The sequence below is a fragment of the Sorangiineae bacterium MSr11954 genome (assembly GCA_037157815.1).
Classification (GTDB): Bacteria; Myxococcota_A; Polyangia; order Polyangiales; family Polyangiaceae; genus Pendulispora; species Pendulispora albinea.
Map to the genome: position 1 here is coordinate 25319 of CP089984.1, position 22442 is coordinate 47760.

Below are 22442 nucleotides of genomic sequence, written 5' to 3' on the forward strand. Positions count from 1 at the left end.
AGATGGGGTAACCGCCGGGGGGCGATTTCAGGGCGGAAGTTGACGAAGATGGGGTAACCGCCGGGGGGGCGATTTCAGGGCGGAAGTTGGCGAAGATGGGGTAACCGCCAGGGCGCAAGGAGCGCTAGGGATTTTAGGATATTTCTTTCTCTCTCTTGGTATTCCTGGTGCCGTGGCGCTTGATTCAATGGTCGCCTCGAAGGCGCTAGGGTCGCCGCCGGGGGGCGATTTCAGGGCGGAAGTTGGCGAAGATGGGGTAACCGCCAGGGCGCAAGGAGCGCTAGGGATTTTAGGATATTTCTTTCTCTCTCTTGGTATTCTTGGTGCCGTGGCGGTTGATTCAATGGTCGCCTCGAAGGCGCTAGGGTCGCCAGGTTTAGAATGTGGTTTCTCCCGTAGCGTTTGTGGCGCCGTGGCGGTTGATTCAATGGTCGCCTCGAAGGCGCTAGGGTCGCCAGGTTTAGAATGTGGTTTCCCCCGTAGCGTTTGTGGCGTCGTGGCGGTTGATTCAATGGTCGCCTCGAAGGCGCTAGGGTTGCCAGGTTTAGAATGTGGTTTCTCCCGTAGCGTTTGTGGCGCCGTGGCGGTTGATTCAATGGTCGCCTCGAAGGCGCTAGGGTCGCCAGGTTTAGGACGTGGTTCTCCCGTAGCGTTTGTGGCGCCGTGGCAGTTGATTCAATGGTCGCCTCGAAGGCGCTAGGGTCGCCAGTTTTTAGGATATTGGCTTCTCTCTCGTAGCGACCCGTCGGTTGATTCAACCGTAGCCCCTTAAACCGAGAGGATGCGCACTTCTGGAAAGACGGTTCGTAGACGCTCGAGATCATCCACGTCGCGCGTAAAGACGACATCGCCGCGGGTGGATGCGGAGGCCATGACGAGGGCGTCGATGGCGGTTGCGCTTTTCATGTGCGCGATGGCCTCGCCCGCGCGCCGGGTGAGCGAAATGGTGGTGAGCTCGATGTCGACTTCCTCGAGGATTGCCTCGCGTCGATCCGATCTTCCTCGCCACCACTCGATGAGGACGGGTACGGGGACCGTCATGGAGATGCCCCGTTGTAGCGCGCTCAAGAAAATCTTCGTGATGCGTTGTCTCCGTTGTTCCAACGCGATCAACGCACCCGTATCGAAGGTAATGCCGGTCATGCGATTTTACGGGTTCGCGTCTCCGTCGTTTCCAGACGATCGTAGGTTGCTTGTTGCTTCTTCGTGGCGCGCCCCTCGATTACGGCTGCGATGGCTTCGCTCTCCTCTTTCGTCGGAGGAGGCCCGAGCCACGCGAGAAGCTCACGCCTCCTCTCGGCCCGCTCCTTCTTGGTGCGCTCGCGCTCGAGCAGCGGCGCGACGCCGGAAGCGAAAAGAGCGGAGAGATTTCCGCCGTGTTCGGCCTTGGCGATACGCCGCAGCACCACCAGATCGTGGCTGTCGATCGAGATGCTGACCTTGCGGGTGCGCATTGCCACCAGGGTAGCATCCGGTCTCGACCCGGCAACGACTCAATCCCCTACCCGCAACAAGCCATTGAGCACCTCGGCCTGCTCGAAGATGGCCGGATCTTTGGTGTCGCGGGCCAGGGCGGCCATGGAGCGGGCGTGCAGCTCGGCGAGGGCGCGGATGCCGCCGGCGTTTTGGATGCCGTCGCCGAAGAAGGCGGCGTCGAGGCGGCGGAGGGTGGCGAGCGCGGAGGCGTAGGCGATGACGTCGCCGTGACGGGATTTGGCGATGCGCTCGATGTCGTCGTCGTAGATGCAGGGGAGGCGCGCGGTGAGATCGCGTTCGACGGTGGTGCCGGCCTCCGTGTAGTGGGCGATGACGGTGAAGTAGAAAGGCTCGTTGGGCACCCACGCGGGAACGGTGACCCGGAGCACCTCGGTGCGCGCTTCGCCCGCGCGGACATTGCCGAGGACGACCTCGCCCCCGTCGAGCTTCCAGAGCACGTCGCCACCCGAAGCTTCGAGGACGTGGGATGGAGAAGGGCTGCCCTCGAAGTGCAGCGATAAGTTTTCGAATTTGAGATCGCCCGACGGGGGGATCGCCGTTCGAATGGCTCCCTGGCGCGACTCGAGCGCCTTGTCGATGCCGACGAAGCCCATGCCCGCCATGCCGATGTCCGCCACCACACCCGTTTTGGCCTTCGCCGTGGAGGCGATGGCGCTGACGATGATTCCATCGCCCGCCATTTTCTCGAGCTCCGTGCGAACGGCCGGCGGCAGCTTCGGATCGTCGCCGCCGTCGCTCAGCACCACCACGCGGCGCGTTCCTTTTCCGGCGGTGGCCGCGGCGGCGGCGCGCAAGGCGCCCAGCAGATCGCGCGCGCCTCGATCGCGCTCTTCTTTGGCGAGGCGCTTGCCGACGGCGGCGTTGCCGATGGCTTTGTGCGAGCCGGGGATGGCCGGGAGCACGAGCTTCGCGCCTCGCGAGTCGACCACGGCGAAGCGGTCGCGCGCCGCCATCTGCTCGAGCGCGGTCTCGACCAAGGTGCGCGCGTCTTCGCCATCGCCGTCGAGCACCAGCGCGATCTGCTCGCCCATGCGCGCGGTGCCCTCGGCCGCCGGGGCGATCACGTCCACGCGGATGAGCACCTCGCCGCCCCACTCGGGCACGCGCGTGTCGCTCGGCCGCATGGCGATGGCGAGGCCCTGCGTGGCGAGCAAGGTGGGGCTGCTGGTGGCCGTAAACCGCCCGTTGCGCGGCACGATGAAGCCGATGGGCGCGCGCCAGGGATCGTCGGCGGAGCGCTGCACGATGCGGCGCGGGATATCGGTGCGATCGTGGATCTCGAGGCCGTTGGCGGTGACCACGGCCGCGCCGCCCGAGCCCTTTTGGCCGACGATGACGGTTCCGTCCTTGGCCAACATCGGGCCGCCGCATCCGGGAAGCAACGCCGCGAAGAGCACCGCGGTGCCCGCTGCAGCTGCTCCGTATCGACCGGCCATGGCTCTTACCTATGACGTAGAAGAGCCATTTCTGCCAGGCTTGTCTTGGCGCACGGTTGCGCTAGGCCCCTACGCCGCGAGGCCGGGCTACGTCGCGAAGCCGGGCTACGCCGCGAAGCCGGGCTACGCCGCGAAGCCGGGCTACGCCGCGAGGCCGGGCCACGCCGCGAGGCCGGGCTACGCCGCGAGGCCAGGCCACGCCGCGAGGCCGGGCCACGCCGCGAGGCAGGCTACGCCGCGCCGGACCACGCCCTGAGGCAGGCTACGCCCGCGCCGGACCACGCCGCGCCGGACTACGCCGCGAGGCAGGCTACGCCGCGCCGGACTACGCCGCGAGGCCGGACCACGCCGCGCCGGCTACGCCGCGAAGCCGGACTACGCCGCGCCGGGCCACGCCGCGAGTCCTCGACCCCACGACGTCCCAGCCCCGCGCGGCCCTACGCCGCGAGCCCCACACTCTCCAGCGTATCGTTGCACACCTCGTAGAGCCGCACGCGCGGCCGCCCCGGTGCGTCATCGACGGTGGCCGAGGCGCCGAAGACTCGGTTCTTTTTCGAGCCGAGCACGATGCGGTCGACCATGCGGTGCCGGTGCCCGTGCAAGAGGTGAAGGTTCGGATGTTTCTCGAGCAGGTGCAGAAGCCGCGCGTGACCGCGCAGCCCGTCGATGAAGTGCCACGGGTTCTTGGCGTTGCCGAACGGCGGGTGGTGCAAGACCACGATGGTCGCCTTTTTGCGGAGCGATGGATCGGAGGTGCGTCGCTCGAGCGCGTCGGCGGCGTCGTTCGTCAGCTCGCCACCGGAGCGCGCGATGCTCTGATGGCGGCATGCGTCGATGGGCAAAATGGCAAACCCCCCGCGGTCGAGCACCAAGCCCGGCTCGCCTGCGCTCGATCCCGCGTAGGCCCGCAGAGGGCCGGCCATCGCGCGCTTCCAGCCGTCGTAAGAATCGTACGCGTCGTGGTTGCCCGGCACGAGGGTGACGCTCTCGGGCGCGACCGCCGCGTCGTGCAGCACCTCGGCGAAGCGCTCGAACTGCTTCGAGGTCCCCAGCTCGGTCAGATCGCCCGAAATGACGATGTGGTCGGCCCGCGCGCGCTTGGCGCTGTCGAGCGCGTGCTTCATCTTGAGCGCCCGCGCCTCGCCATCGAGCCGGCGGTGGAAGCTCACCACGCGCGTGCTCAGGCTGTATTCGCTTTGGTTCGAGCGACCCTCGAGGACGTGGACGTCCGAGAGGTGCGCGATGCGTTGCCGGAGAGGGCCCGCCACCGGCCGGCCCTCGGAATCGGGCGGAGGGTTATGGTTTTTTGGCCCCTCGTTCATCGTGCACGCTCATGGATTTGGATGCACGCGCCCGGTCACGGGCTGCGCCCGCAGCGCATGTTCCCCGCCGTGCGCGCGACCACGTCGTAGTCGCCCACCGGCACGTTCGACGGGACGACCAGCGCCCCTTCGAAGGCCCCATGCGCGTCCGTGGCCAATGAGCCAACCGAGAGCTCGGCGCCGCGCGCGCCCTTGGGCGACATATCGCGCAGTACGACTTCGATGACGACGTTGGGGCAAGGCTCTCCGTCGGCCCGCACGTTTCCGCTCACCCGCAACGGCCCGCCGCGCCGTGTATCGAGGTTGCCCACCGAGAGCAGGACCGACGAGCGCGGTCGATCGTCTTTCTCCTCCGCCGCCCGCGATACCGGATCGCTCGGCGATGTGAGCGGAGCACCCGATGTCGAACGAGGCCCCATGCTCGAGCTCGTCGACATCGACGAGGATCCGCCCTGCATTCCCCCGCCGCGGGAGCTCGACCCACCGCTGTTTCCACCGTTACCGGCTCGGCTTCCGCTGCCCGAGGTGTTGCCGGTGGGTCCGGAGCTCGGGGGCGCGAGCGCCTCGCCCGGGGTAGCTCCGGCAGGCCACTGAAACGGGTCGGGCGGCGGATCGTAGGCGGGGCCCTCGCGGATTGGATCGCCCACGGTGCGTCCTGCCCCGCCGAGATCCATGCGGCGCCACAGCTTCCCGTCGTAAATTTCGACCCACGCGTGCGCTTCGTTCATCACCATGCGCGTGGGCAACCCCAGGCCCAAGGCGGTGACCAAGAACGAGAACGCGCGGTGCCGGCACACGCCTTTTTGGGACAGCGCCAAGTCGAGGTACACGTTGCTCTGTTCGTGCGGCGGCTCTTCCGCCTCGACGAAGCTGCGATGGTACGAGACCAGCTTCCGCACCACCTCGCGCGGCTGCATGGTCGCGCGGCTCACGCCGATGCGCGCGGCGACTTGCTTGGCGGCGGCGGCCACGTTGGGCGGGAGCTTCTCGAGCGTGGGAAAATCGCTCCACGAGGGCGTCCCGTACTCCCCGCCAAAGGCATCGCGCGGCGCGCTGATCTCCATCACCAGGCGCGCGCGGCCGGCGGGCGCCGCCACGAACCAGTTGTCGGCCCCATCGCGGAAGAGGGAAAAGGAGAGATCGCGCGGGCCCGCGGCCAAGTGCGCCCGCACCACGTGGGCGCCGGGGGCCACGCTGGGGATGCGCACGGAGCCGTCGGCGCGCGTGTTGAGCACGATGTCGGCGAAGAAGCGCTCCTCGCCCTCGGCATCGCCAGGGCTCAGCTTGATGGGCTCCTGCCGCGTGTGTCGCACGAACAGCTTGTACGACTCGTCGACCGCGTCATAGGCCCAGAGCCTCTTGAACGGCGCGGTGGCCGGCCGAAAGGGCTCGTCGTAGTGCGACACGTCGGGCCGGCGCGTATTGCGATCGGGCGTAAAATAAGCGTGATCGGAGCTTGCGTCGCCGGTGGCGTTGTTCTCGTAGGCGGTCTCGTTGGCCGCCGGCGTCTTGCGCGCGTCGGGTGACCGCACCAGACCATTGCGCGTCTCCACCGCCGCGGGGAGCTCGCCGGTGCTGGTGGCCCCGAGCGACCAATCGTCCTCGATGTCCGCGGGGATGGGCACATGGAGCACCGGCCCCGTGGCCGCCGCCGGCCCGGTGATCGCGAGCGCAAGCACCGCCGGAAACCACAAGAGCCGCCTCGAGGCATGCATCGGGGTGGATGCTAGCAGCAATCCTGGAGCCCGAGCGCCGTTACCGCGGGCTCGCCGGCTTCCATCCTCCGGGCTGGTAGAAAAAGGCGCCCTCCGAGGCGCTGTAGCGGGGCGCGTACCAGGATTGCCCCGGCGGCGCGTTCTCCCAGTGGCCCGGGATCCACGTGTATTGTGCACCGGTCCAATGCCAGTAGCCGTTGACCCAAACGGCGGTGGCGCCGGGTGGGGCGGGGCGCTCCTCTTGAAGAGGGAGCGGCGGCGGCCCGTTGACCACCACGCCACGCGGTGTGGGGTTCGAGGCGGTCGCGACACACCCCGCTTGTGTCAACGCGATGGCAAGAAACGAAGCGGCAAGAAGCGAAGAGGTAAGCTTACTGCGGTTCATGACTTCCTCCTTCGTGACGAAGGCAGCTCCCGAGGGCACGCAGCCCTCGAGCCAAACGGCTGACGACCGGCGCGTGATGTGCACACCGGCGGGGCGGATCCGAAAAGAACAAAACAGAATAGCATGGGAGCGCTATGCGTCCTCCGAACCTGCAGAACCTGAAAGAAGAGCTCGACTCGTCGTTCGATCCCGAAACGCGCACGAAGCTCACCCAATCGGGCTTTGACGCAACACGACTCGTCTCCCTCGCCGCAAGTCTTGCCGGCGGGGATGCGAACACCCGGCGCAGCCGTCGCAATCGCATCGCCGGCGCCGTGGAGCCTCCATCCGAGGACGAGATCCGCCCGATTCCGCCGCCCGGCTCCGGCGAGCGCCAGCGCCTGGAAGCGCTTGGGCTCGAGGCCCTCCGCCGCGGTGAATTGGCCTTTGCCGTCCTCGCGGGCGGCATGGCCACCCGAATGGGAAGCGTGGTCAAGGCCCTGGTCGAGGTCGCGGACGGCCACACCTTCTTGGATCTTCGTCTGCGCGAAAACCGCCTTTGGTCCGAGCGCGCCGGCCGTCCCGTTCCTCTGTGGCTCATGACCAGCGAGGCCACCGATGCACCCACGCGCGACGCGCTCGAACGCACCGGCGCCCCGGCGCACGTTCGAACCTTCACGCAAGATCTCGGATTGCGGCTCACCCCCGAGGGCCGCCTCTTCTTCGGCGACGATGGAAAGCCGAGCCTCTACTCGCCCGGCCACGGCGATCTCGTGGACGCCCTGCGCCGCTCCGGCCTGCTTCGCGCATTTCTCGCGCAAGGAGGTCGCTACGTGTGGATCGCCAACCTCGATAACCTGGGGGCGACCATCGACCCGTGCCTGCTCGGCCTCTTCATCGAGGTGCAGCGCGAATCCGAGCGCGCGGGGGCCCGCATCGACGTGATGGTGGAGGTGACCGACAAGGAAGCAGGCGATCGCGGCGGTATCCCCGTGCACGCGCTTGGTAAGCTGCAAATACTGGAAGAGTTTCGACTTCCTTCCGATTTCGACGCCAGCGCCGTGCGGGTGTTCAACACCAATACGTTCCTCGTATCGGCCGCGGCCCTCGAGACCGTGAACATCGAATGGAATTGGTTCGAGGTGGAAAAGCAGGTCGAGGGCAGGCCCGCCATTCAATTCGAGCGCTTGCTTCAAGAGCTCACCGGTGCCATGCCTGCTGCATACGTCCGAGTACCGCGCCACGGTCCTTCGGCGCGCTTCCTCCCCGTCAAAGATCGCGACGAGCTCGAAGCGCGCAGGGGCGCCATCGCCTCCGTGGTCCGAAGCCGCGGTATTTTGCCCGAATAGAAGAGACGACAAACGAGGAGATCCCTTCAAGCTCCATGACCAGCACGACGTCCGAACTCGAAATTGCCGATGTTGGCACCTTGCTCACCCTGACCGGCCCGCAGAACGAAAAACTCCGAGTGCTCGAGCGCGAAGCCAACGTTCAAGTCGGTTTGCGGGGAAATACCATCTTCGTCCGCGGTGAGCCCGAGGCCGTGGCCCTGGCCGAGCGCTTCCTCGCCGAGTCGGCCAGCTTGCTCGCATCGCGCGGCATTCGGGTCGATACGGTCGACACGGGCCGCGCGCTCCGCATGCTGCGCGAGTCGCCCAATCGAAGGCTCTCCGATATGTTTGCCTTCGACCGGGACGCGGGCGAGGACGTCGTGACCCTGGGCTCCGCGAGCCGTCCGATCGGCCCGCGCGGCCTGGCCCAAAAGAAGTACGTGGAGTCGATCCGCGGGCACGATCTCACGTTCGGGATCGGGCCCGCCGGAACCGGCAAGACGTATCTGGCGATGGCGTGCGCGGTGGCGGCGCTCAAATCGGGCGCCGCCAAGCGCATCGTGCTGACCCGCCCCGCGGTGGAAGCTGGCGAAAAGCTAGGCTTTTTGCCGGGCGACTTGGCGGAGAAGGTGAACCCCTACCTGCGCCCTCTCTACGATGCGCTCAACGATATGATGGACTTCGACAAGGCGCAGGGGCTCATCACCCGTGGCGCGATCGAGGTGGCACCGCTCGCGTTCATGCGCGGACGAACCTTGAACGACTCGTTCGTCATCCTCGACGAGGCGCAAAATACCACCTCCGATCAGATGCGTATGTTTCTGACCCGACTCGGTTACAATTCCAAGGCGGTGGTCACCGGAGACGTCACGCAAGTCGACCTGCCCGAGGGGCGTTCGAGCGGGCTCGCGGAAGCGCGCACCTTGCTCGATCGCGTCCCTGGGATCGCCTTCTGCCACTTCACCGACGTCGACGTGGTGCGGCATCCGCTGGTGCAAAAGATTATTCTCGCATACGAGTCGCGCGACTCGGCGAAGGGGGCAAAAGAACGATGACAGTGGCTCTCTCGTCTGGAGATTCTCGCGCGACCGATTGGGAGCAGCGCCTCGACAAGTCACGTGAGGATCTCCTTCGAGACGGTCGCCTGCCACCGCACTGGGTGACCCGCCCGCACCCGCTCTTGCTCATGATCGCGCAGGGCCATCACCTGGTCCTGGTCACCCCGGCCCTCGTATGGGATCGGGGCCGCGAGCTCTTCAAGCCGTTCGCCGACCGCTTTGCGTCGGAGGCCGCGATGCTCGTCCTCATGGGCCACCCCCGCGAGGGCGACTTTGCGCAGGCCATGAACAAAGGCCTGGCCAGCATCGTCTCGGAGCAGCCCACCCCCGACGAGCTACACGTGGCCGTGTTTCGCGCGCTGGAGCTCCTGGAGGCCAAGGTCCACGCCGAGAGCCGCGCCAAATCGCTCCGCCGCTACCGCTACGAGGTGGCGGAGCTGGTCGACATCGCGCGCGCCATGACCACCGAGCGCGACGTGAACAAGCTGCTCACGGTCATCCTCGAAAAGAGCCGCTTCATCACCGGCGCCGACGCGGGCAGCATCTACGTGGCGGAGGGCGACGAGAAAAATCCGCAGCTTCGCTTCAAGCTGACGCAAAACGACTCGGTCACCTTCGACTCGCGCGAGTTCGTGATGCCGCTGTCGAACCGCAGCATCGCCGGGAGCGCCGCGCGAAGCAAAAAGCCCATCAACATCGCCGACGTGTACGATTTGCCCCCCGGCTCGCCGTACGGCTTCGACAAAAGCTTCGACCAGAAGATCGGCTACTCGACCAAGTCGATGCTCACCTATCCGCTCATTTCCCAGCGGGACGAGGTGATTGGCGTCATCTCCCTCATCAACAAGAAGAAGGAGCCGCACAAGCTCCTTTTGTCGCCCGAGGACTTCGAGGAGCAGGTCATCCCCTTCGACGAGCGGAGCGAGGAGCTGCTCGGCATGCTGGCGGCGCAAGCGAGCGTCTCGCTGGAAAATACGCTGCTCTACGATGAGATCCGCAAGCTCTTCGAGGGCTTCGTCAAGGCCAGCGTGGAGGCGATCGAGTCGCGCGATCCGACCACCAGCGGTCACTCCCGCAGGGTCGCCGACTTGACGGTGGAGCTCGCGCAAATCGTCGACCGTGAGAGCGTCGGCCCGTACAAAGATGCCTTTTTCAGCCGCGAGGATCTGCGCGAGCTCGAGTACGCGAGCCTCCTCCACGACTTCGGAAAGATCGGCGTTCGCGAGCGGGTGCTGGTCAAGGCGAAGAAGCTGTTCGACGAGGAGCTCGAGCTCATTCGCGCCCGGTTCGACTTCGTCGCCCGATCCATCGAGGCCGACGTGCTCACCCGAAAGCTGCGCGCCCTCGAGCGCGGCGCCCAGTCCACGGAGCTCGCCAAGCTCGATCGCGAGCTCGCCGAGCGGCGGGCCGAGCTCGATGCTTCGTTTCAGTCGATCCTCAACGCCAACGAGCCCACAGTGCTGGCGGCGGGCGACTTCGAGAAGATCGAGGCGCTCGCGCGCGAGACGTACATCGATTTGCGCGGCGAGGTGAAGCGGCTGCTCACGGACCACGAGGTGGTGTCGCTCTCCGTCAAACGCGGCTCGCTGACCCCGCAGGAGTTCGACGAGATCAAGGCGCACGTCACGCACACGTTCAAGTTTCTCTCCCAGATCCCCTGGGGGAAGGTGTTCCGCCGCGTTCCTCTGATCGCGGGCGCGCACCACGAGCGCCTGAACGGAACGGGCTACCCCAATCGTTTGCGCGCGGAAGAGATCCCCGTGCAGTCGAAGATGATGAGCATCGCGGATATTTACGATGCGCTCACCGCGGCCGACCGACCTTACAAGAAGGCAATCCCCGTCGATCGTGCGCTCGATATCCTCGAGTACGGGGTAAAAGATGGGCACCTCGACGCGGAGCTGGTGCGTATTTTCCGGCAAGCGCGCGTGTGGGAGCTGTGCGATCCCGTACCGGCGTCGCTCATTTTTCGCTGAAACGTCACCGGACGTTCGCATGCATCGGGCATTCTGGGTGGGGCGGGGTCTGTCACACATCCGTCACGCTTGTGGCGCAGCATCGCGACAATGCGGTCACAAATGCCGTGTTATGAGCGGCCCCATGAAGCTCAAGGCTCTATTTCGCTCCTCCGTGACGAGGCGCGCTCTTTCGCTCCTTGTTCCCGCGATGTCCCTGACCGCAGCGCACCAGGCGGCCGCGCAGGAGCCGGCTCCTCCTTCAACTTCCTCGCCGACGACGACCCCTGGCGCATCATGGTCGACGGCGCCCACGTCCTCGAGCGGCTCCGACGTCGGCACGCAGCCGGCGCAACCCACGGCCGCCGCGCCGGCCTCCGGTGACGTCGAAGGGCGCGTCAAAGCGCTCGAGGCGAAGCTCGCCGGGATGCAAGAGAAAGAGGAGAAACGCAGCAAGGTGCTCGAGTGGCTCGAGCACGTCAAGCTGTCGGGCTGGATTCAGCCGCAGCTCATTTGGCAGTCGTACAACGACGCCGCTTCGCCCAACGCGGGCGCGGGCGGAGCATCGGGACTTCCGGCCGGCATCGGCGCCAACACCACCATCGCCAAGGCCGACGGAACGACCACCAACCCGGACATGTTCCGCATCCGCCGCGCGCGACTCAAGTTCGAGCTCACGGCCAACGAGTACGCGAAGGTCATCATCGAGATCGACCCTTTCCCCACCGGCGGGCTGCAGGGTGCGGGGACGGGGACCATCGGGCGCCAGGTCGAGGCCGTGGCCACGATCCCTTGGTCGAAGGACGTCAAGACGGAAATCGGAATGGGCATCATGAAGCTCCCATTCGGCTACTCGATCCTCCAGTCCGACGCCGATCGTCCCTTCATCGAGCGCAACTGGTACGAGCAAAACATGACCCCCGGTGAGTTCGACGTCGGCGTGCGCGCCGCCACCACCGCGCTCGACAAGAAGCTCTCCGTGGTCGCCGCCGTCTTCAACGGCGTGACGCAAGGCGAGAAGAACTTCACCGTCCTGCCCGACGTGAACCGCGGAAAAGACGTGGTGGGCCGCGCCGCCTACAACTTCGGCCCCTTCGACGTGGGCGTGAGCGGCATCTTCGGCCACGCCGCGGTGGTCGACGCCACGGCGCTCAAGTTCAAGCAGTACAAGCGCTGGGGCGTAAACTTCGAGGCCGCGGTGCACCACAAATTCGTGAAGAGCCTGGGCAACACCAAGGTCTTCGCGGAGCTGGTGCTGGCGCAGAACCTCGATCGCGGCACCAAGTACGCGTTCGCGCTGCCGACCATCCCGGCGAACATCAACGACGACGTGGGCAGCCACGACGAGCGCGGCTTGATGGTCCGCCTCGAGCAAGATCTCACCGACTGGTTCACCCTCGGCTTCCGCTACGACATGTACACCCCCGACTCGGCGCAGAAGAACAACGCGCGCGACACCTACGGCTTCCTCGGGTCGGTGAACTTCGCCAAGGGGCTCAAGCTGTTGCTCGAATTCGACCACGCCATCGACAACGTGCACCGTCCAGGATCGGCGGCACCGTCGAAGCAAATCGAGACGTTCTCGAGCGTGTTGCAAGCTCGGTTCTGAACGACTGCCATTTCGACCCCCTTTCGAAGAAAAAAGGAAACCTCCGGATCGGCCTGACCGAAAGGCCTTTTCGGAGGCTTCCATGCATAAACTTACCGTCTTGGCTTTCTTGGCCGCCGTCGCGTTTGCCGCTTGCGGCGGCGCGACATCCGGCTCGAGCCCGGGTGCAGGTGCTTCGGCCGAGCCCGCGTCCACGGCGGAGAGCTCTCTCTCCGGCTATCCTCTCATCACGATGCCCATCGAGGTGCTCGGCGCGGCGGGAACGATCCGGGAGGTGATCGTCCCGCTCCCTGGGAGGGAGGTATCCGCGGGTGGTCTGAAGATTTCAGTGCAGGTGCACAACCTTAGTTACGATGACAAGGGAAGTGTACAGATCAATGGTTCGAGCTGGATCCCGCTGCGCAACGATACGGTCTCGGTCGCGGAGCCTGGTAAGAGTTACGGCGGCATCGGTGGAGGCTTTCATACGCTCACGTTGACGATCGACGTGCCGGCTGGTGCTGCCGTTGCGGGGGCGAACACGATTCGCTTTCGGTTCAACGGCACCGACGGGGTGTCGATTGGCTACCGCGTTCTCCGGCTCAACGTGCTCGATGCAAGCAGGCGGCCGCTGGTTCCCGACGCGATGTTCGTCGCGGACGATCCGAACACGTGGACCGCGCCGGACAGCCGTGCATCGGCAATTGCGGAAGGCAAGCGTCTCTGGCTCGATGGAGCTTTGCAGGCGCCGAACGGCGCCCCCTTGCAGGCGCATTGCGCCGATTGCCATGCGAAGGACGGACGCGATCTGCATTATTTCAACTACTCGAACACGTCGATCATCGAGCGGGCGAGGTTCCACCAGTTGACGGAAGAGCAGGGGAGGTTCATTGCCAGCTACATCCGCGCGCGGCCGGCCCCGAGCCCTGCGCAGCGCTTGTATCCGAACCCCGATCCGCACCCGGGCCGGCCCTGGAATCCACCCTTTCAGCCGGGGCCCGGCGTCGATAGCCGTCCGTTCAACGAATGGTCGGCGGGGGCAGGCATCGGCTGGGTGCTCGATTCGGACGCGGACATGATGCCGTACTTGTTTCCGAACGGCATCACGAAGGAGCGGATCGCGAGGGATGCCGACGTGAACGCCCGCGAGATCCCGATCGCGCTGCAGTTCCCGGACTGGAATCACTGGCTGCCGCGCACCCACCCGCGCGATGCTTGGGGGGGCGATTGGGACGCAAGCCATATCCGGCAGCTCTACGACGGCGGCGGTGAGGTACCGAGCATTCGTGAAGTGTTCGCGAAGTCGCTCGCCGAGGACCACGCTCATGTGAGCGAACCGTATTACCAAGACTACGTCTCGGGGTGGAACCTCCGAATCTGGCAGTTCCTCGCGCCGCGACAGCACCCGGGGGAGCCGGAGTCCGTGTGGACCGTCGAACACGCTCGCAAAATCTACGACACCTCGCTTTGGCACAACGTGAAGACCTGGGAGGTCGTGCAGGAGTTCCAGGTCGAGGGAAACAAGATGCGGCCGAGCGAGCGTGAGCTTCGCAGCTGGGTCGCGGGGCGCATCTTCGATACGGCGCCCCATCTCTTGCACCTGCCGCCCACCAAGTCGGGCGTCAACACGAAGGCCGGTGACGATGCCCACAACCGACTGATGTTCACGTACTTCTCCGCGGACTGGTACCAGCTCCAACTCACGATGGATCCCGGCAACAGTACCGATGGGCAGTACCGCAGCAACCAGCGCCCGGTCGATTGAAGCTACGCGTACGGGTTTCTCAAAGACTTACCCAACCTGACGGATCGCATGAACCCGCTGATGTATACGCTGTACCTCATCAAGGGACTTCAGGCGACCGACAATGCGAGCGGTTTGAGCACCACCGCAGTGGCGACGCCCGCCGGGTGGACGCCGGTCAGTGCCAGCGCCATTTTCACCATGGTCTATTCGGGTAACGAGTGGCTTCGGCAGTTCGACATCCTGACACCGGCCGAACGTACGAAGCTCTTCGAAGTCATGGTCCAGCATTGGTTCGATGTCACGCGGAGCTTCTCGGCGGCGGCCCACAACGCGAGCGGATTCGCGCCGCGCGATGCAAAGCTTCCGCCGGCCCCGTACTGGTTCGGTAGCTCCAACGCGACACGGTTCCTCGAGCAGGTTTGGTTGCAGATCCCCGCATTCCGGCAGCAGGGGGTCGACCCTGCACTGCTGAACAGCATGGTCGATTGGGCGGAGTCCGTCTGGCCAAACCCCGGCGGTTTGGAGACGCCTCCCGCGCCGGTGCGCACATGGGCATCCTTGAAGAGCAACTAGTGTAGAGCGGTTTCTCGTAACGTTGATCGTCGAAAACCTACGAGGAACAGCTCGAGGCCATTCGCAGGAGCCCCGACGACGCATCGACAGCACGGCGCGCACGGCATGAGAATCGACGCCATGCAAAAGTGCTGTAGGACGCCGGGCCTGAAAGACGAAAGCCAAGGGCGTGGGAGAGGAGCCCGAAGCCCTTGGCGGTTCATTTTGGTTCGATTTGGACGATTCATGCTTGCGCGGGTCCAGGTGGGAAGCTAGATTCCACTGCACTATGAAGATCGCAATGAGGTTGCGCTAAAACCACGGTCGTGCGGCACCTGCGGGAAGGTGTGCTGTGAGTCGAAGCTTTCGCGTCGCTCGCAAGCGTTGCCTGCAGATGTCTCGTGCACGGTCGTAGTTGACTGCTCGTTTCGTCGTTCGTTCGTTAGGCCCGCTGGTTTTCCTTTTGCGGCGCGGAAGATTCGGGCGCGGTGCGCACTTCGTTCTGCCCTGTGCGGCTTTGCCGCCTGTTTTGCGTGACCCACGGTAAATCCGTTTTCGGGCGCGCGAAGCAGCTCGGGGCTCGGTCAAAACGAAACGCCGGGTGACACCTCGCGTGTTGCTCGGCGTTTCGAATCGAGTTCTCGAAAAGGCTGCGCGATATCGCATTTCGTGCAATGGGTTTTCTGCGTCTTTTTATCGCTCGCCGCGGCGAGCACAGGAGACGTCCATCATGACTCGACGCATTGATTCCACATTTCGTACTTCGAATACGGCTGATTCGGTATCGCAAGATCCCGTGCTCGCGTCGCTCCTCGACGCGATAGGGAAGGCCGAAGAGGCGCCCTCGGAGAAGGCCGCAGGCGAAGAGCCTCGCGGTGAAAAAGGCGCGCGCGAGCACGGTGCGTTCTTTTCGCGGTCGCTCGCTTCGAGCCCGCGCCACGCACCGACTCGGTTTGCGCCGCAAGCCGCGCGGCGGATGCCGGTGCGCCCCGGTCTCCGCGGTAAATAGGGGAGGGTCCACATCACCGTGGTGTGCGGGCGCGGACGATGACGTCCGCGATGCTCGCGGGGGATCGTACGCCCTCGAGCGCGACGTCGGGGGCCGTGAACGCGGCCTCGACGAGCTCGTGTACCCTGTGGATGCCGTCGGCACCGGCGCCTTCGGGGAGCTCGGCGAGCTCGCGCTCGAGGCGGACGACGGCGTCCCGTGAGGCGAGGAAGTCGCCGCCGACCCGAAAGATGCCGCGCGCATCGGGGCCGGCGGCGACGGTGCCGATGATCGTCTCGGCGGTGGCGGCCCAGGGGGGATCGGTCGCCACCTCGGGGGCGGGTTCGTCCGGTTCGGACGATCCGTACGGCCCGTCCGAACCGGACGAGGCCCACGGGGCGAGATCCGCGCGCGTGCACGCGTAGGCATCGACATAGGCGCGCGCGATGGTCTCGATCAGCGCATCGAGGTCGACGGCGCGGCCGAGCACCTCCTCGAGGGTGGCGGGCGCCTTGCCCAAGAACGACGCGCGCGCTGTGCGATCGCCGGTGGCAAATGGGGTCGCGACGGCGATGAACGCCTCCAGGACGGCGCGGCCGCTGCCTGCGTCGTGCGCAAAGCCGACCCAGGCGACGGGCCTTTTGGCGACGCTGATCCAATCGCGTCCGAAAAAATTCGCCTTCTGGCCAAGCTTGGTGAGCGCCGCGAGGAGCGGGCGCACATAGCGGTTCACCAAGCGCGAAGCGTCGGCGGCGACGAAGGCGGCCGGGTGCGCGAGCCCGAGAAGAACGTGAACCGTGCCCGGCCCCACCTCCACGAGCGGACCGCCGGAGACGCGGCGCACGTACCGGCGCGCATCGCTCTCCGCACCCCCGGCGTGCGCCTCCTCGCCGTGCGCGCCCGCGCCGTGCGCACCCGCGCTGCGTGCAACTTCGCCCTGTACGACTTCGTCCTGCGCGACGCGCCGCTGAAACGCTCCGAGCACGAGCGCCACCTCGCGCAACCGCGCGACCGTCAGCTCGCCAGCGTGCGACTGCGGTGCGGTCATGGCGCGCTCGCCGAGCGCCCCGATGTCACCCGCGCCCAGCGCTCCCGTGCGCACTCCCAGGGTACTCACGCCTGCCACCGTAGCGCGCCCGCTCACACGCGCGCGTGCAGAAGGTGCCCGAAGCCGCCCGAGCGCAACCCGTCGGCGCGGCCCTCGAAGAAGCGCGTATGGATGGCGCCCGGCGTGAGCGTCTCCACATAGGAGTACCCCATGGCCGCGACCTCGTGCGAGAGGGGCAGCGGCTCCAAGAAGGTGACCCACGGCTCGCCGATGGCGGCGACGAGCGCCGCCATGGTGTCGAACTCGCGGCGCTCCTCGGGCGGCATCCCGTCGGGCGGAATGGAAAAGTCGAACACGATCTCGGTCCCCGCGCCGCGCGAAGCCACGAAGCGCAGCGCGTTCATCACCACGTCGCGCGAGAGGTAGTACGTCACCCCCAGCCACGAGAAGAACGTCGGGATCGACGGATCGAGCCCCGCCCGCGCGAGCCCCTCCGCGAGCGTTTGCTCCTCGAAATCCACGGGCGCGAATGTCAGGGAAGGCGGCACGGCGATGCCGGCTGCCGCGAGCCGCTCGCGCTTCCACGCTTGCGTGGCCGGGTAGTCGACCTCGAACACGCGCAGCGACGGGTGCCGGTTCCGATAGGCGAACGTGTCGAGGCCCGCGCCAAGGACGACGTATTGACCCACGCCCCGCGCGACCGACGCCTCGAGCGCATCCTCCGCGTAGCGGCTGCGTGCGACCAGAAAGGCGCGAAGGGTACGAAGGATGGGCCGCTGGTGCGCGTCCGGATCGGAGACGATCGACGCTTCGGCCTCCTCGCCCACGATGCGCACGGCCAGCGGATCGTCGAAGATCGCCGGGCGATCGAGCAGTTGATGCGCGGCGCGACGGACGGCGACCCGCATGGCCGTGGCGCTCGGACGATTGCCTTGCATGCGACCATTTTAGCCCGCCGCGCTATCGTCGTCCCTCATGGATTCCATCGACTGGGGTACCGAGGGCGACCGCTGCATCGCGCTCCTCGCCGATCTGCTGCGCATTCCCAGCGTGAACCGCGGCACGGGCGAAGAAGGCGATGGAGGGGAGAGCCCTGCCGCCGAGCGCCTGGCGGAGTTTTTGCGCGAGGCGAACATCGAGCCCCGCATCTTCGAGAAGAAGAAGGGGCGCGCCTGCCTGGTGGCGCGCGTGAAAGGAACGGGCGAGCGCCCGCCCATCCTGCTCAACGCGCACCTGGACGTGGTCGAGGCCGACCCAACGCGCTGGGACCATCCGCCGTTCGGCGGGGAGATCCACGACGGGTACCTCTGGGGGCGCGGCGCCATCGACATGAAGCACATGGCCGCCATGAGCGCGTGCGTCCTCGCGCTGCTCGCGCGCGGCGCGGCCGGCAAGCTCGATCGCGACGTCATCTTCGCGGCGGTGGCCGACGAGGAGGCCGGCTGCGCCGATGGCAGCCTCTTTCTCGTCGACGAGCACCCCGACCAAGTACGTGCAGAGTACACGCTCGGCGAGGTGGGCGGCTTCTCGCTGCACCTCCTCGGGCGCACCTTTTACCCGATTCAAGTCGCGGAGAAGGGCGTCTGCTGGGTGCGCGCCACCTTCGAGGGCAACCCGGGGCATGGCTCGCTCCCCGATCCGAACAGCGCGGTCTTGCGCATGGCCAACGCGGTCTCGGCGCTGGGCCGCGCGCGCCTGCCCATGCATCCTTCCGCGCCGGTGGCCGGCTTTCTTCGGGCGCTCGCCGCGAGGCTCCCGCTGCCGCAGCGCGGCGCGCTCTCCCTGCTCGCCGTCCCGGCGGTGGCGGGCGCCATCCTCGACCACCTGGTGACCGATCCCGATCAGCGCCGGACCTTTGGCGCGCTCTTGTCGAACACGGCGACGCCGACCCTCGTGCGGGCCGGAAGCAAGGTGAACGTCATTCCGGGACGCGCGTCGGTGGACATCGATGGGCGGGTGCTGCCGGGACAGACGGAGGCGTCGTTTTTGGAGGAGCTGCGCGCCGTCCTCGGGAAAGATGCGACCCTAGAAGTGTTGAGATCGCTTCCGCCCGTCGAAACCACATCGACTAGCCCGCTCTTTGACCATCTGGCGGCAACAATCCGCCGTCATGCGCCTCAAGCGGTGCCGATTCCATTCGTCATTCCGGGATTTACCGATGCCAAGGCTTATACGCGCCTCGGTTCGACGTGCTACGGTTTCGCCCCTGTCCGCTTTGATCCCACGCACACGGATGTCGTCTTTTCCCGCATGTATCATGGCCACAACGAGCGTATCCCCGTCGATGGGCTGCGTTGGGGGCTTACGCTTCTATATGACGCCGTCGCTCGCTTCTGCAGCCGAAAGAACGGCGTGGACGCGGGCTGAGGCGATCGGATAGAACCGTGGCATGCGCCGTGTGCCACACTGGCGGCTCTCTTCTCTCCCCTCTTCTCTCCGTGTGGAGGCGAGCGAAGGTTCTGCCGGCCCACCCGGGGCCCCAAGCACGCAAGCAAGCAAGCACGCGAGCATGCAAGCATCTGGGGGCGGCTACGTCGAGGGATTCTCTCGCGTGCACTGGTCCCGATTCGAAGTAGGCATTCTGTCAGCCGAGGCTCCTAATGGTCAACCCGCAGATGGTGATGTACGAAGAGGAGTTCAATCAGATCCAAACGGTCGTCGATCGTTTGGTTCGCGACGCGAACGCCAAGGTCGTCTTCATCGTCGATAAAAACGGCCAACTCATCGCCGCGAGCGGTGACATCGACAACGTCGATACGACGAGCCTGGCCTCTCTGACGGCAGGTAACATCGCCGCCACGGGAGGTATGGCCAAGCTCCTGAAGGAGCAGGAGTTCGCCACCCAGTTCCACGAGGGCGAGAAGGCGAACATCCACATTCAGCTCGTCGGAAACCGCGTCATCCTGGTCGTCATTTTCGACTCGCGTTCCAGCCTCGGGCTGGTGCGCTTGAGGGTGAAGAAGGCGAGCGAGGAGCTCAATCACATCTTCGAGGCGCTCTTGAAGAAGGTGCAGGAACCCGGAGCGGATTCACCATTTGCCGAGATCACCGATGAAGACATCGACAACCTCTTCAACGATTGACCTTAGATTCGCGAAGGCGAGTCCGAACTTGAGGGGGTACGAGGGCAAGACGCGATGAGCTTCATCAATTACATGGCCAGGGAGATCAACTGCAAGTTGGTCTATTACGGTCCTGGGCTCTGCGGAAAAACGACGAATCTCCAGTACATCTACGAGCGCACCAACCCGGAGGCGAAGGGCAAGATGATCAGCCTCGCCACCGAAACGGAGCGGACGCTCTTTTTCGACTTTCTCCCCCTCGCGCTGGGAGAAATCCGCGGCTTCAAGACCCGCTTCCACCTGTACACGGTGCCGGGGCAGGTCTTCTACGATGCCTCGCGCAAGCTCATTCTGAAGGGCGTCGACGGGGTCATCTTCGTGGCCGACTCCCAGATCGAGCGGACCGAGGCGAACCTGGAGTCGGTCGAGAACCTGCGCACCAACTTGGCCGAGCAGGGCTACAACCTCGACAAGCTCCCGTACGTCATGCAGTACAACAAGCGCGATCTGCCGAACACGGCCTCGGTCGAGGAGCTTCGCCAGATGCTCAACCCGACCAACGTGCCCGAGTACGAAGCTGTGGCGCGAACGGGCGTGGGCGTGTTCGAAACGCTGAAGTCGATTGCCAAGCTGGTCCTAACCGAGCTCCGCAAGGGTGGTTGACCGCGCGGCGGATCGCTTCGTGCGGCGGTTGCTTGCCGATACACGCAGTTGACACCAACGTCCCGGACTGGACCCGCACACAGGTCCTGCAGGTTCGGAATGCAACTTTTGGCCCTGAGTGATCTCCACGTAGCCGACCGTACCAACCGCGATGCCATCGCCGCGATCCCACCGCATCGCGACGACTGGTTGATCCTCGCGGGCGACATCGGCGAGACGGAAGAACATCTGGCGTGGACCTTCGAGACCTTGGGCGCCAAGTTTGCGCGGCTCCTGTGGGTGCCGGGCAACCACGAGCTCTGGACGACCCCCCGCGCGGCCGATCTTCGCGGCGACGCCAAGTACCGCCGCCTGGTGGACGTATGTCGCGCCTACGGGGTGAGCTCGCCCGAGGATCCGTACCCGGTGTGGGAAGGAAAGGGCGCCGACGGGACGGACACGGGCCCCTGCGTCATCGCCCCGCTGTTCGTCCTCTACGACTATTCGTTCCGTCCGGACCATGTGACGCGCGACGGCGCGGTGCCGTGGGCCAAGGAGCACGACCTGGTGTGCGCCGACGAGTTCCTGCTCGATCCGCACCCGTACCCCACGCGCGATGCCTGGTGCGCCGCGCGCTGCGCCGCCACCGAGGAGCGCCTCGCTGCCGTCGATCCCGCGCTGCCGACCGTGCTCGTGAACCACTTTCCGCTGCGCCAGGAGCACGCGTGGCTCCCGAGCATCCCGCGCTTCTCGATCTGGTGCGGCACCCGGCGGACGCACGATTGGCACCAGCGCTTCCGGGCGAAGGTGGTGGTGAGCGGGCACCTTCACGTTCGCACCACGCGCTGGCTGGACGGGGTGCGCTTCGAGGAGGTGTCCCTCGGGTACTCGCGCCAATGGTCGCAATCGCGCGGCGCCGAGAGCTACTTGCGCACGATTCTGTGACACCGGTGACGATCGCGCGTCGCCCGGGCCGCGGTGCTTGCGCGCCCGCGCGCGAACCTTCGCGAGGTTGAGCAGCGCCCGTCACGGCGCGAGCGGATTTTCGTTACGGTCGCGGTGCGGGCACGCGCGTGCGCGCAGACGGCGCGAGGGTCCGGTTGTACGCTCGTCGCCGAGGAGGATCGAGCCATGCCGGAAGTGACCAAGTACCAGCCGGGGACGTTCTGTTGGGTGGAGCTCGCGGCGCGCGGGGTGAACGACGCGAAGAAGTTCTACAAGGAGATCTTCGCCTGGAGCTACGACGACGTTCCGATTCCCGGCGGCGGCGTCTACACCATGTGCAAGGTGCGCGATCGCGACGTCTGTGCGCTCAGCGAGCAGCGCGAGGAGACCATCGCGCAAGGCGTTCCGCCGCACTGGCTGGCGTACATTTCGGTGACCAACGCCGATGCGATCGCCCAGCGCGCCGGAGAGCTCGGGGGACACGTGCTCGCGTCGCCGTTCGACGTGATGGACGTGGGGCGGATGGCGATCCTCGCCGATCCGACGGGGGCCTTCTTTGCGCTCTGGCAGCCGGGGAAGCACTTCGGCGCCGGCCTTTTGCGCGAGGCGCAGGCCATGGAGTGGAACGAGCTGTCGACCACCGATCCGGCGGCCGCGCAGCGCTTCTACACGAGCCTGTTCGGATGGACCACGCGCGAGGCCAGCGGCGCGGGCATGGAGTACATCGACTTCGCGCTCGGCGAGTACATGGTCGGCGGCATGATGAAGGCGCAGCCCGGGATGCCCTCGGCGTGGGTCACGTACTTCTCCGTGGTCGATCCCGACGGCAGCAGCAAGAGCACAGCGTCGCTGGGCGGCACGGTGTTGCTCGCGCCCATGGATATCCCCGGCGTGGGCCGCATCGCCGTGCTCCAAGATCCGCAAGGCTCGGTCTTCGGCGTGGTTCGCATGGTCAAGAAGTAGCGCGACGGGCGCGGCGCAGGGTGCGCGCACCGCCGTTCGACGTCATGGACCTGGGGCGCACGGCGCCGCTCGAAGAGCCCACCGGCCAGCGCGCCGGCTCGGGCCTGCTCTGCCGGAACGGGAAAAAACGAGAACTAAGAAGCGAGAGACGAAAACAAACCGGATGGTGAGGGGGCTAACCCCCCCTCACATCACGGACGATTCAGGCGAGCGCGGCGGCCGGCGTTCT

General features: G+C 66.0%; 19 protein-coding genes. 11 read left to right on the forward strand and 8 right to left on the reverse strand.

Annotated features, from left to right (window positions below):
- Nucleotides 1–768 precede the first annotated feature (768 nt).
- The 6 genes from LZC94_00105 to LZC94_00130 form a co-directional block, all read right to left on the reverse strand.
- Nucleotides 769–1041: a hypothetical protein gene (locus LZC94_00105; GenBank protein ID WXB15680.1), complete on the reverse strand. Its 273-nt coding sequence runs from the start codon at nucleotides 1039–1041 to the stop codon at nucleotides 769–771.
- A 98-nt stretch (nucleotides 1042–1139) separates the two neighbouring features.
- Nucleotides 1140–1454, reverse strand: a complete 315-nt coding sequence (locus LZC94_00110; protein WXB15681.1) for a hypothetical protein — start codon at nucleotides 1452–1454, stop codon at nucleotides 1140–1142.
- A 39-nt stretch (nucleotides 1455–1493) separates the two neighbouring features.
- Nucleotides 1494–2933, reverse strand: coding sequence for a hypothetical protein (locus LZC94_00115; GenBank protein ID WXB15682.1), 1440 nt, complete (start codon nucleotides 2931–2933; stop codon nucleotides 1494–1496).
- Between the two features lie 437 nt (nucleotides 2934–3370).
- Nucleotides 3371–4201: a metallophosphoesterase gene (locus tag LZC94_00120; GenBank protein WXB15683.1), complete on the reverse strand. Its 831-nt coding sequence runs from the start codon at nucleotides 4199–4201 to the stop codon at nucleotides 3371–3373.
- 89 nt (nucleotides 4202–4290) lie between these two features.
- The gene (locus LZC94_00125; protein WXB15684.1) at nucleotides 4291–5970 is read right to left on the reverse strand and encodes a transglutaminase-like domain-containing protein; all 1680 of its coding nucleotides are present in this window, start codon (nucleotides 5968–5970) and stop codon (nucleotides 4291–4293) included.
- Between the two features lie 40 nt (nucleotides 5971–6010).
- On the reverse strand, nucleotides 6011–6355 hold the full coding sequence (locus LZC94_00130; GenBank protein ID WXB15685.1) for a hypothetical protein: 345 nt from the start codon (nucleotides 6353–6355) through the stop codon (nucleotides 6011–6013).
- 134 nt (nucleotides 6356–6489) lie between these two features.
- Here LZC94_00130 and LZC94_00135 point away from each other — a divergent pair, with 134 nt between their 5' ends.
- The 6 genes from LZC94_00135 (at nucleotide 6490) to LZC94_00160 (ending at nucleotide 14586) form a co-directional block, all read left to right on the forward strand.
- Nucleotides 6490–7683, forward strand: coding sequence for a UTP--glucose-1-phosphate uridylyltransferase (locus LZC94_00135; GenBank protein ID WXB15686.1), 1194 nt, complete (start codon nucleotides 6490–6492; stop codon nucleotides 7681–7683).
- A 35-nt stretch (nucleotides 7684–7718) separates the two neighbouring features.
- A complete protein-coding gene (locus LZC94_00140) occupies nucleotides 7719–8720 on the forward strand; it encodes a PhoH family protein (GenBank protein WXB15687.1) in 1002 nt (333 codons plus the stop codon).
- Nucleotides 8717–10699: a GAF domain-containing protein gene (locus LZC94_00145; protein WXB15688.1), complete on the forward strand. Its 1983-nt coding sequence runs from the start codon at nucleotides 8717–8719 to the stop codon at nucleotides 10697–10699. Before LZC94_00140 ends, LZC94_00145 begins: the two co-directional genes overlap by 4 nt.
- A 190-nt stretch (nucleotides 10700–10889) precedes the next feature.
- Entirely contained in the window at nucleotides 10890–12287 is a 1398-nt protein-coding gene (locus LZC94_00150) for a hypothetical protein (protein ID WXB15689.1), read from the forward strand.
- 82 nt (nucleotides 12288–12369) lie between these two features.
- A complete protein-coding gene (locus LZC94_00155) occupies nucleotides 12370–14031 on the forward strand; it encodes a hypothetical protein (protein WXB15690.1) in 1662 nt (553 codons plus the stop codon).
- A gap of 48 nt (nucleotides 14032–14079) precedes the next feature.
- Nucleotides 14080–14586, forward strand: coding sequence for a hypothetical protein (locus LZC94_00160; protein ID WXB15691.1), 507 nt, complete (start codon nucleotides 14080–14082; stop codon nucleotides 14584–14586).
- A gap of 1001 nt (nucleotides 14587–15587) precedes the next feature.
- On the opposite strand, the gene LZC94_00165 is transcribed toward LZC94_00160, so the two are convergent.
- On the reverse strand, nucleotides 15588–16670 hold the full coding sequence (locus LZC94_00165; GenBank protein WXB15692.1) for a hypothetical protein: 1083 nt from the start codon (nucleotides 16668–16670) through the stop codon (nucleotides 15588–15590).
- Between the two features lie 23 nt (nucleotides 16671–16693).
- On the reverse strand, nucleotides 16694–17539 hold the full coding sequence (locus LZC94_00170) for a class I SAM-dependent methyltransferase (GenBank protein WXB15693.1): 846 nt from the start codon (nucleotides 17537–17539) through the stop codon (nucleotides 16694–16696).
- Between the two features lie 37 nt (nucleotides 17540–17576).
- On the opposite strand from LZC94_00170, the gene LZC94_00175 reads away from it, so the two are divergent.
- The 5 genes from LZC94_00175 to LZC94_00195 all read left to right on the forward strand — a co-directional run bounded on the left by LZC94_00175 (nucleotide 17577) and on the right by LZC94_00195 (nucleotide 22213).
- Nucleotides 17577–18968 carry a M20/M25/M40 family metallo-hydrolase gene (locus LZC94_00175; GenBank protein ID WXB15694.1) on the forward strand — a complete coding sequence of 464 codons (1392 nt, stop codon included), beginning with the start codon at nucleotides 17577–17579 and terminating at the stop codon, nucleotides 18966–18968.
- 233 nt (nucleotides 18969–19201) lie between these two features.
- The gene (locus LZC94_00180; GenBank protein ID WXB15695.1) at nucleotides 19202–19684 is read left to right on the forward strand and encodes a roadblock/LC7 domain-containing protein; all 483 of its coding nucleotides are present in this window, start codon (nucleotides 19202–19204) and stop codon (nucleotides 19682–19684) included.
- A gap of 54 nt (nucleotides 19685–19738) precedes the next feature.
- On the forward strand, nucleotides 19739–20326 hold the full coding sequence (locus LZC94_00185) for a GTPase domain-containing protein (protein ID WXB15696.1): 588 nt from the start codon (nucleotides 19739–19741) through the stop codon (nucleotides 20324–20326).
- Nucleotides 20327–20425: 99 nt separating this feature from the next.
- Nucleotides 20426–21250 (forward strand): metallophosphoesterase, encoded by an 825-nt coding sequence (locus tag LZC94_00190; GenBank protein WXB15697.1) that lies wholly within the window; start codon nucleotides 20426–20428, stop codon nucleotides 21248–21250.
- A gap of 186 nt (nucleotides 21251–21436) precedes the next feature.
- Nucleotides 21437–22213 (forward strand): VOC family protein, encoded by a 777-nt coding sequence (locus LZC94_00195; GenBank protein ID WXB15698.1) that lies wholly within the window; start codon nucleotides 21437–21439, stop codon nucleotides 22211–22213.
- The last annotated feature ends 229 nt before the right edge of the window (nucleotides 22214–22442 follow it).

What these genes read in the sequence shown, in the direction of transcription:
- LZC94_00160 (WXB15691.1), top strand. Translation starts at nt 14,080, where the DNA reads ATGAACCCGCTGATGTATACGCTGTACCTCATCAAGGGACTTCAGGCG.
- LZC94_00135 (WXB15686.1), top strand. Translation starts at nt 6,490, where the DNA reads ATGCGTCCTCCGAACCTGCAGAACCTGAAAGAAGAGCTCGACTCGTCG.
- LZC94_00190 (WXB15697.1), top strand. Translation starts at nt 20,426, where the DNA reads ATGCAACTTTTGGCCCTGAGTGATCTCCACGTAGCCGACCGTACCAAC.
- LZC94_00105 (WXB15680.1), bottom strand. Translation starts at nt 1,041, where the DNA reads ATGACGGTCCCCGTACCCGTCCTCATCGAGTGGTGGCGAGGAAGATCG.
- LZC94_00110 (WXB15681.1), bottom strand. Translation starts at nt 1,454, where the DNA reads ATGCGCACCCGCAAGGTCAGCATCTCGATCGACAGCCACGATCTGGTG.
- LZC94_00170 (WXB15693.1), bottom strand. Translation starts at nt 17,539, where the DNA reads ATGCAAGGCAATCGTCCGAGCGCCACGGCCATGCGGGTCGCCGTCCGT.
- LZC94_00175 (WXB15694.1), top strand. Translation starts at nt 17,577, where the DNA reads ATGGATTCCATCGACTGGGGTACCGAGGGCGACCGCTGCATCGCGCTC.
- LZC94_00125 (WXB15684.1), bottom strand. Translation starts at nt 5,970, where the DNA reads ATGCATGCCTCGAGGCGGCTCTTGTGGTTTCCGGCGGTGCTTGCGCTC.
- LZC94_00150 (WXB15689.1), top strand. Translation starts at nt 10,890, where the DNA reads ATGTCCCTGACCGCAGCGCACCAGGCGGCCGCGCAGGAGCCGGCTCCT.
- LZC94_00195 (WXB15698.1), top strand. Translation starts at nt 21,437, where the DNA reads ATGCCGGAAGTGACCAAGTACCAGCCGGGGACGTTCTGTTGGGTGGAG.
- LZC94_00185 (WXB15696.1), top strand. Translation starts at nt 19,739, where the DNA reads ATGAGCTTCATCAATTACATGGCCAGGGAGATCAACTGCAAGTTGGTC.
- LZC94_00145 (WXB15688.1), top strand. Translation starts at nt 8,717, where the DNA reads ATGACAGTGGCTCTCTCGTCTGGAGATTCTCGCGCGACCGATTGGGAG.
- LZC94_00155 (WXB15690.1), top strand. Translation starts at nt 12,370, where the DNA reads ATGCATAAACTTACCGTCTTGGCTTTCTTGGCCGCCGTCGCGTTTGCC.
- LZC94_00130 (WXB15685.1), bottom strand. Translation starts at nt 6,355, where the DNA reads ATGAACCGCAGTAAGCTTACCTCTTCGCTTCTTGCCGCTTCGTTTCTT.
- LZC94_00180 (WXB15695.1), top strand. Translation starts at nt 19,202, where the DNA reads ATGGTCAACCCGCAGATGGTGATGTACGAAGAGGAGTTCAATCAGATC.
- LZC94_00115 (WXB15682.1), bottom strand. Translation starts at nt 2,933, where the DNA reads ATGGCCGGTCGATACGGAGCAGCTGCAGCGGGCACCGCGGTGCTCTTC.
- LZC94_00140 (WXB15687.1), top strand. Translation starts at nt 7,719, where the DNA reads ATGACCAGCACGACGTCCGAACTCGAAATTGCCGATGTTGGCACCTTG.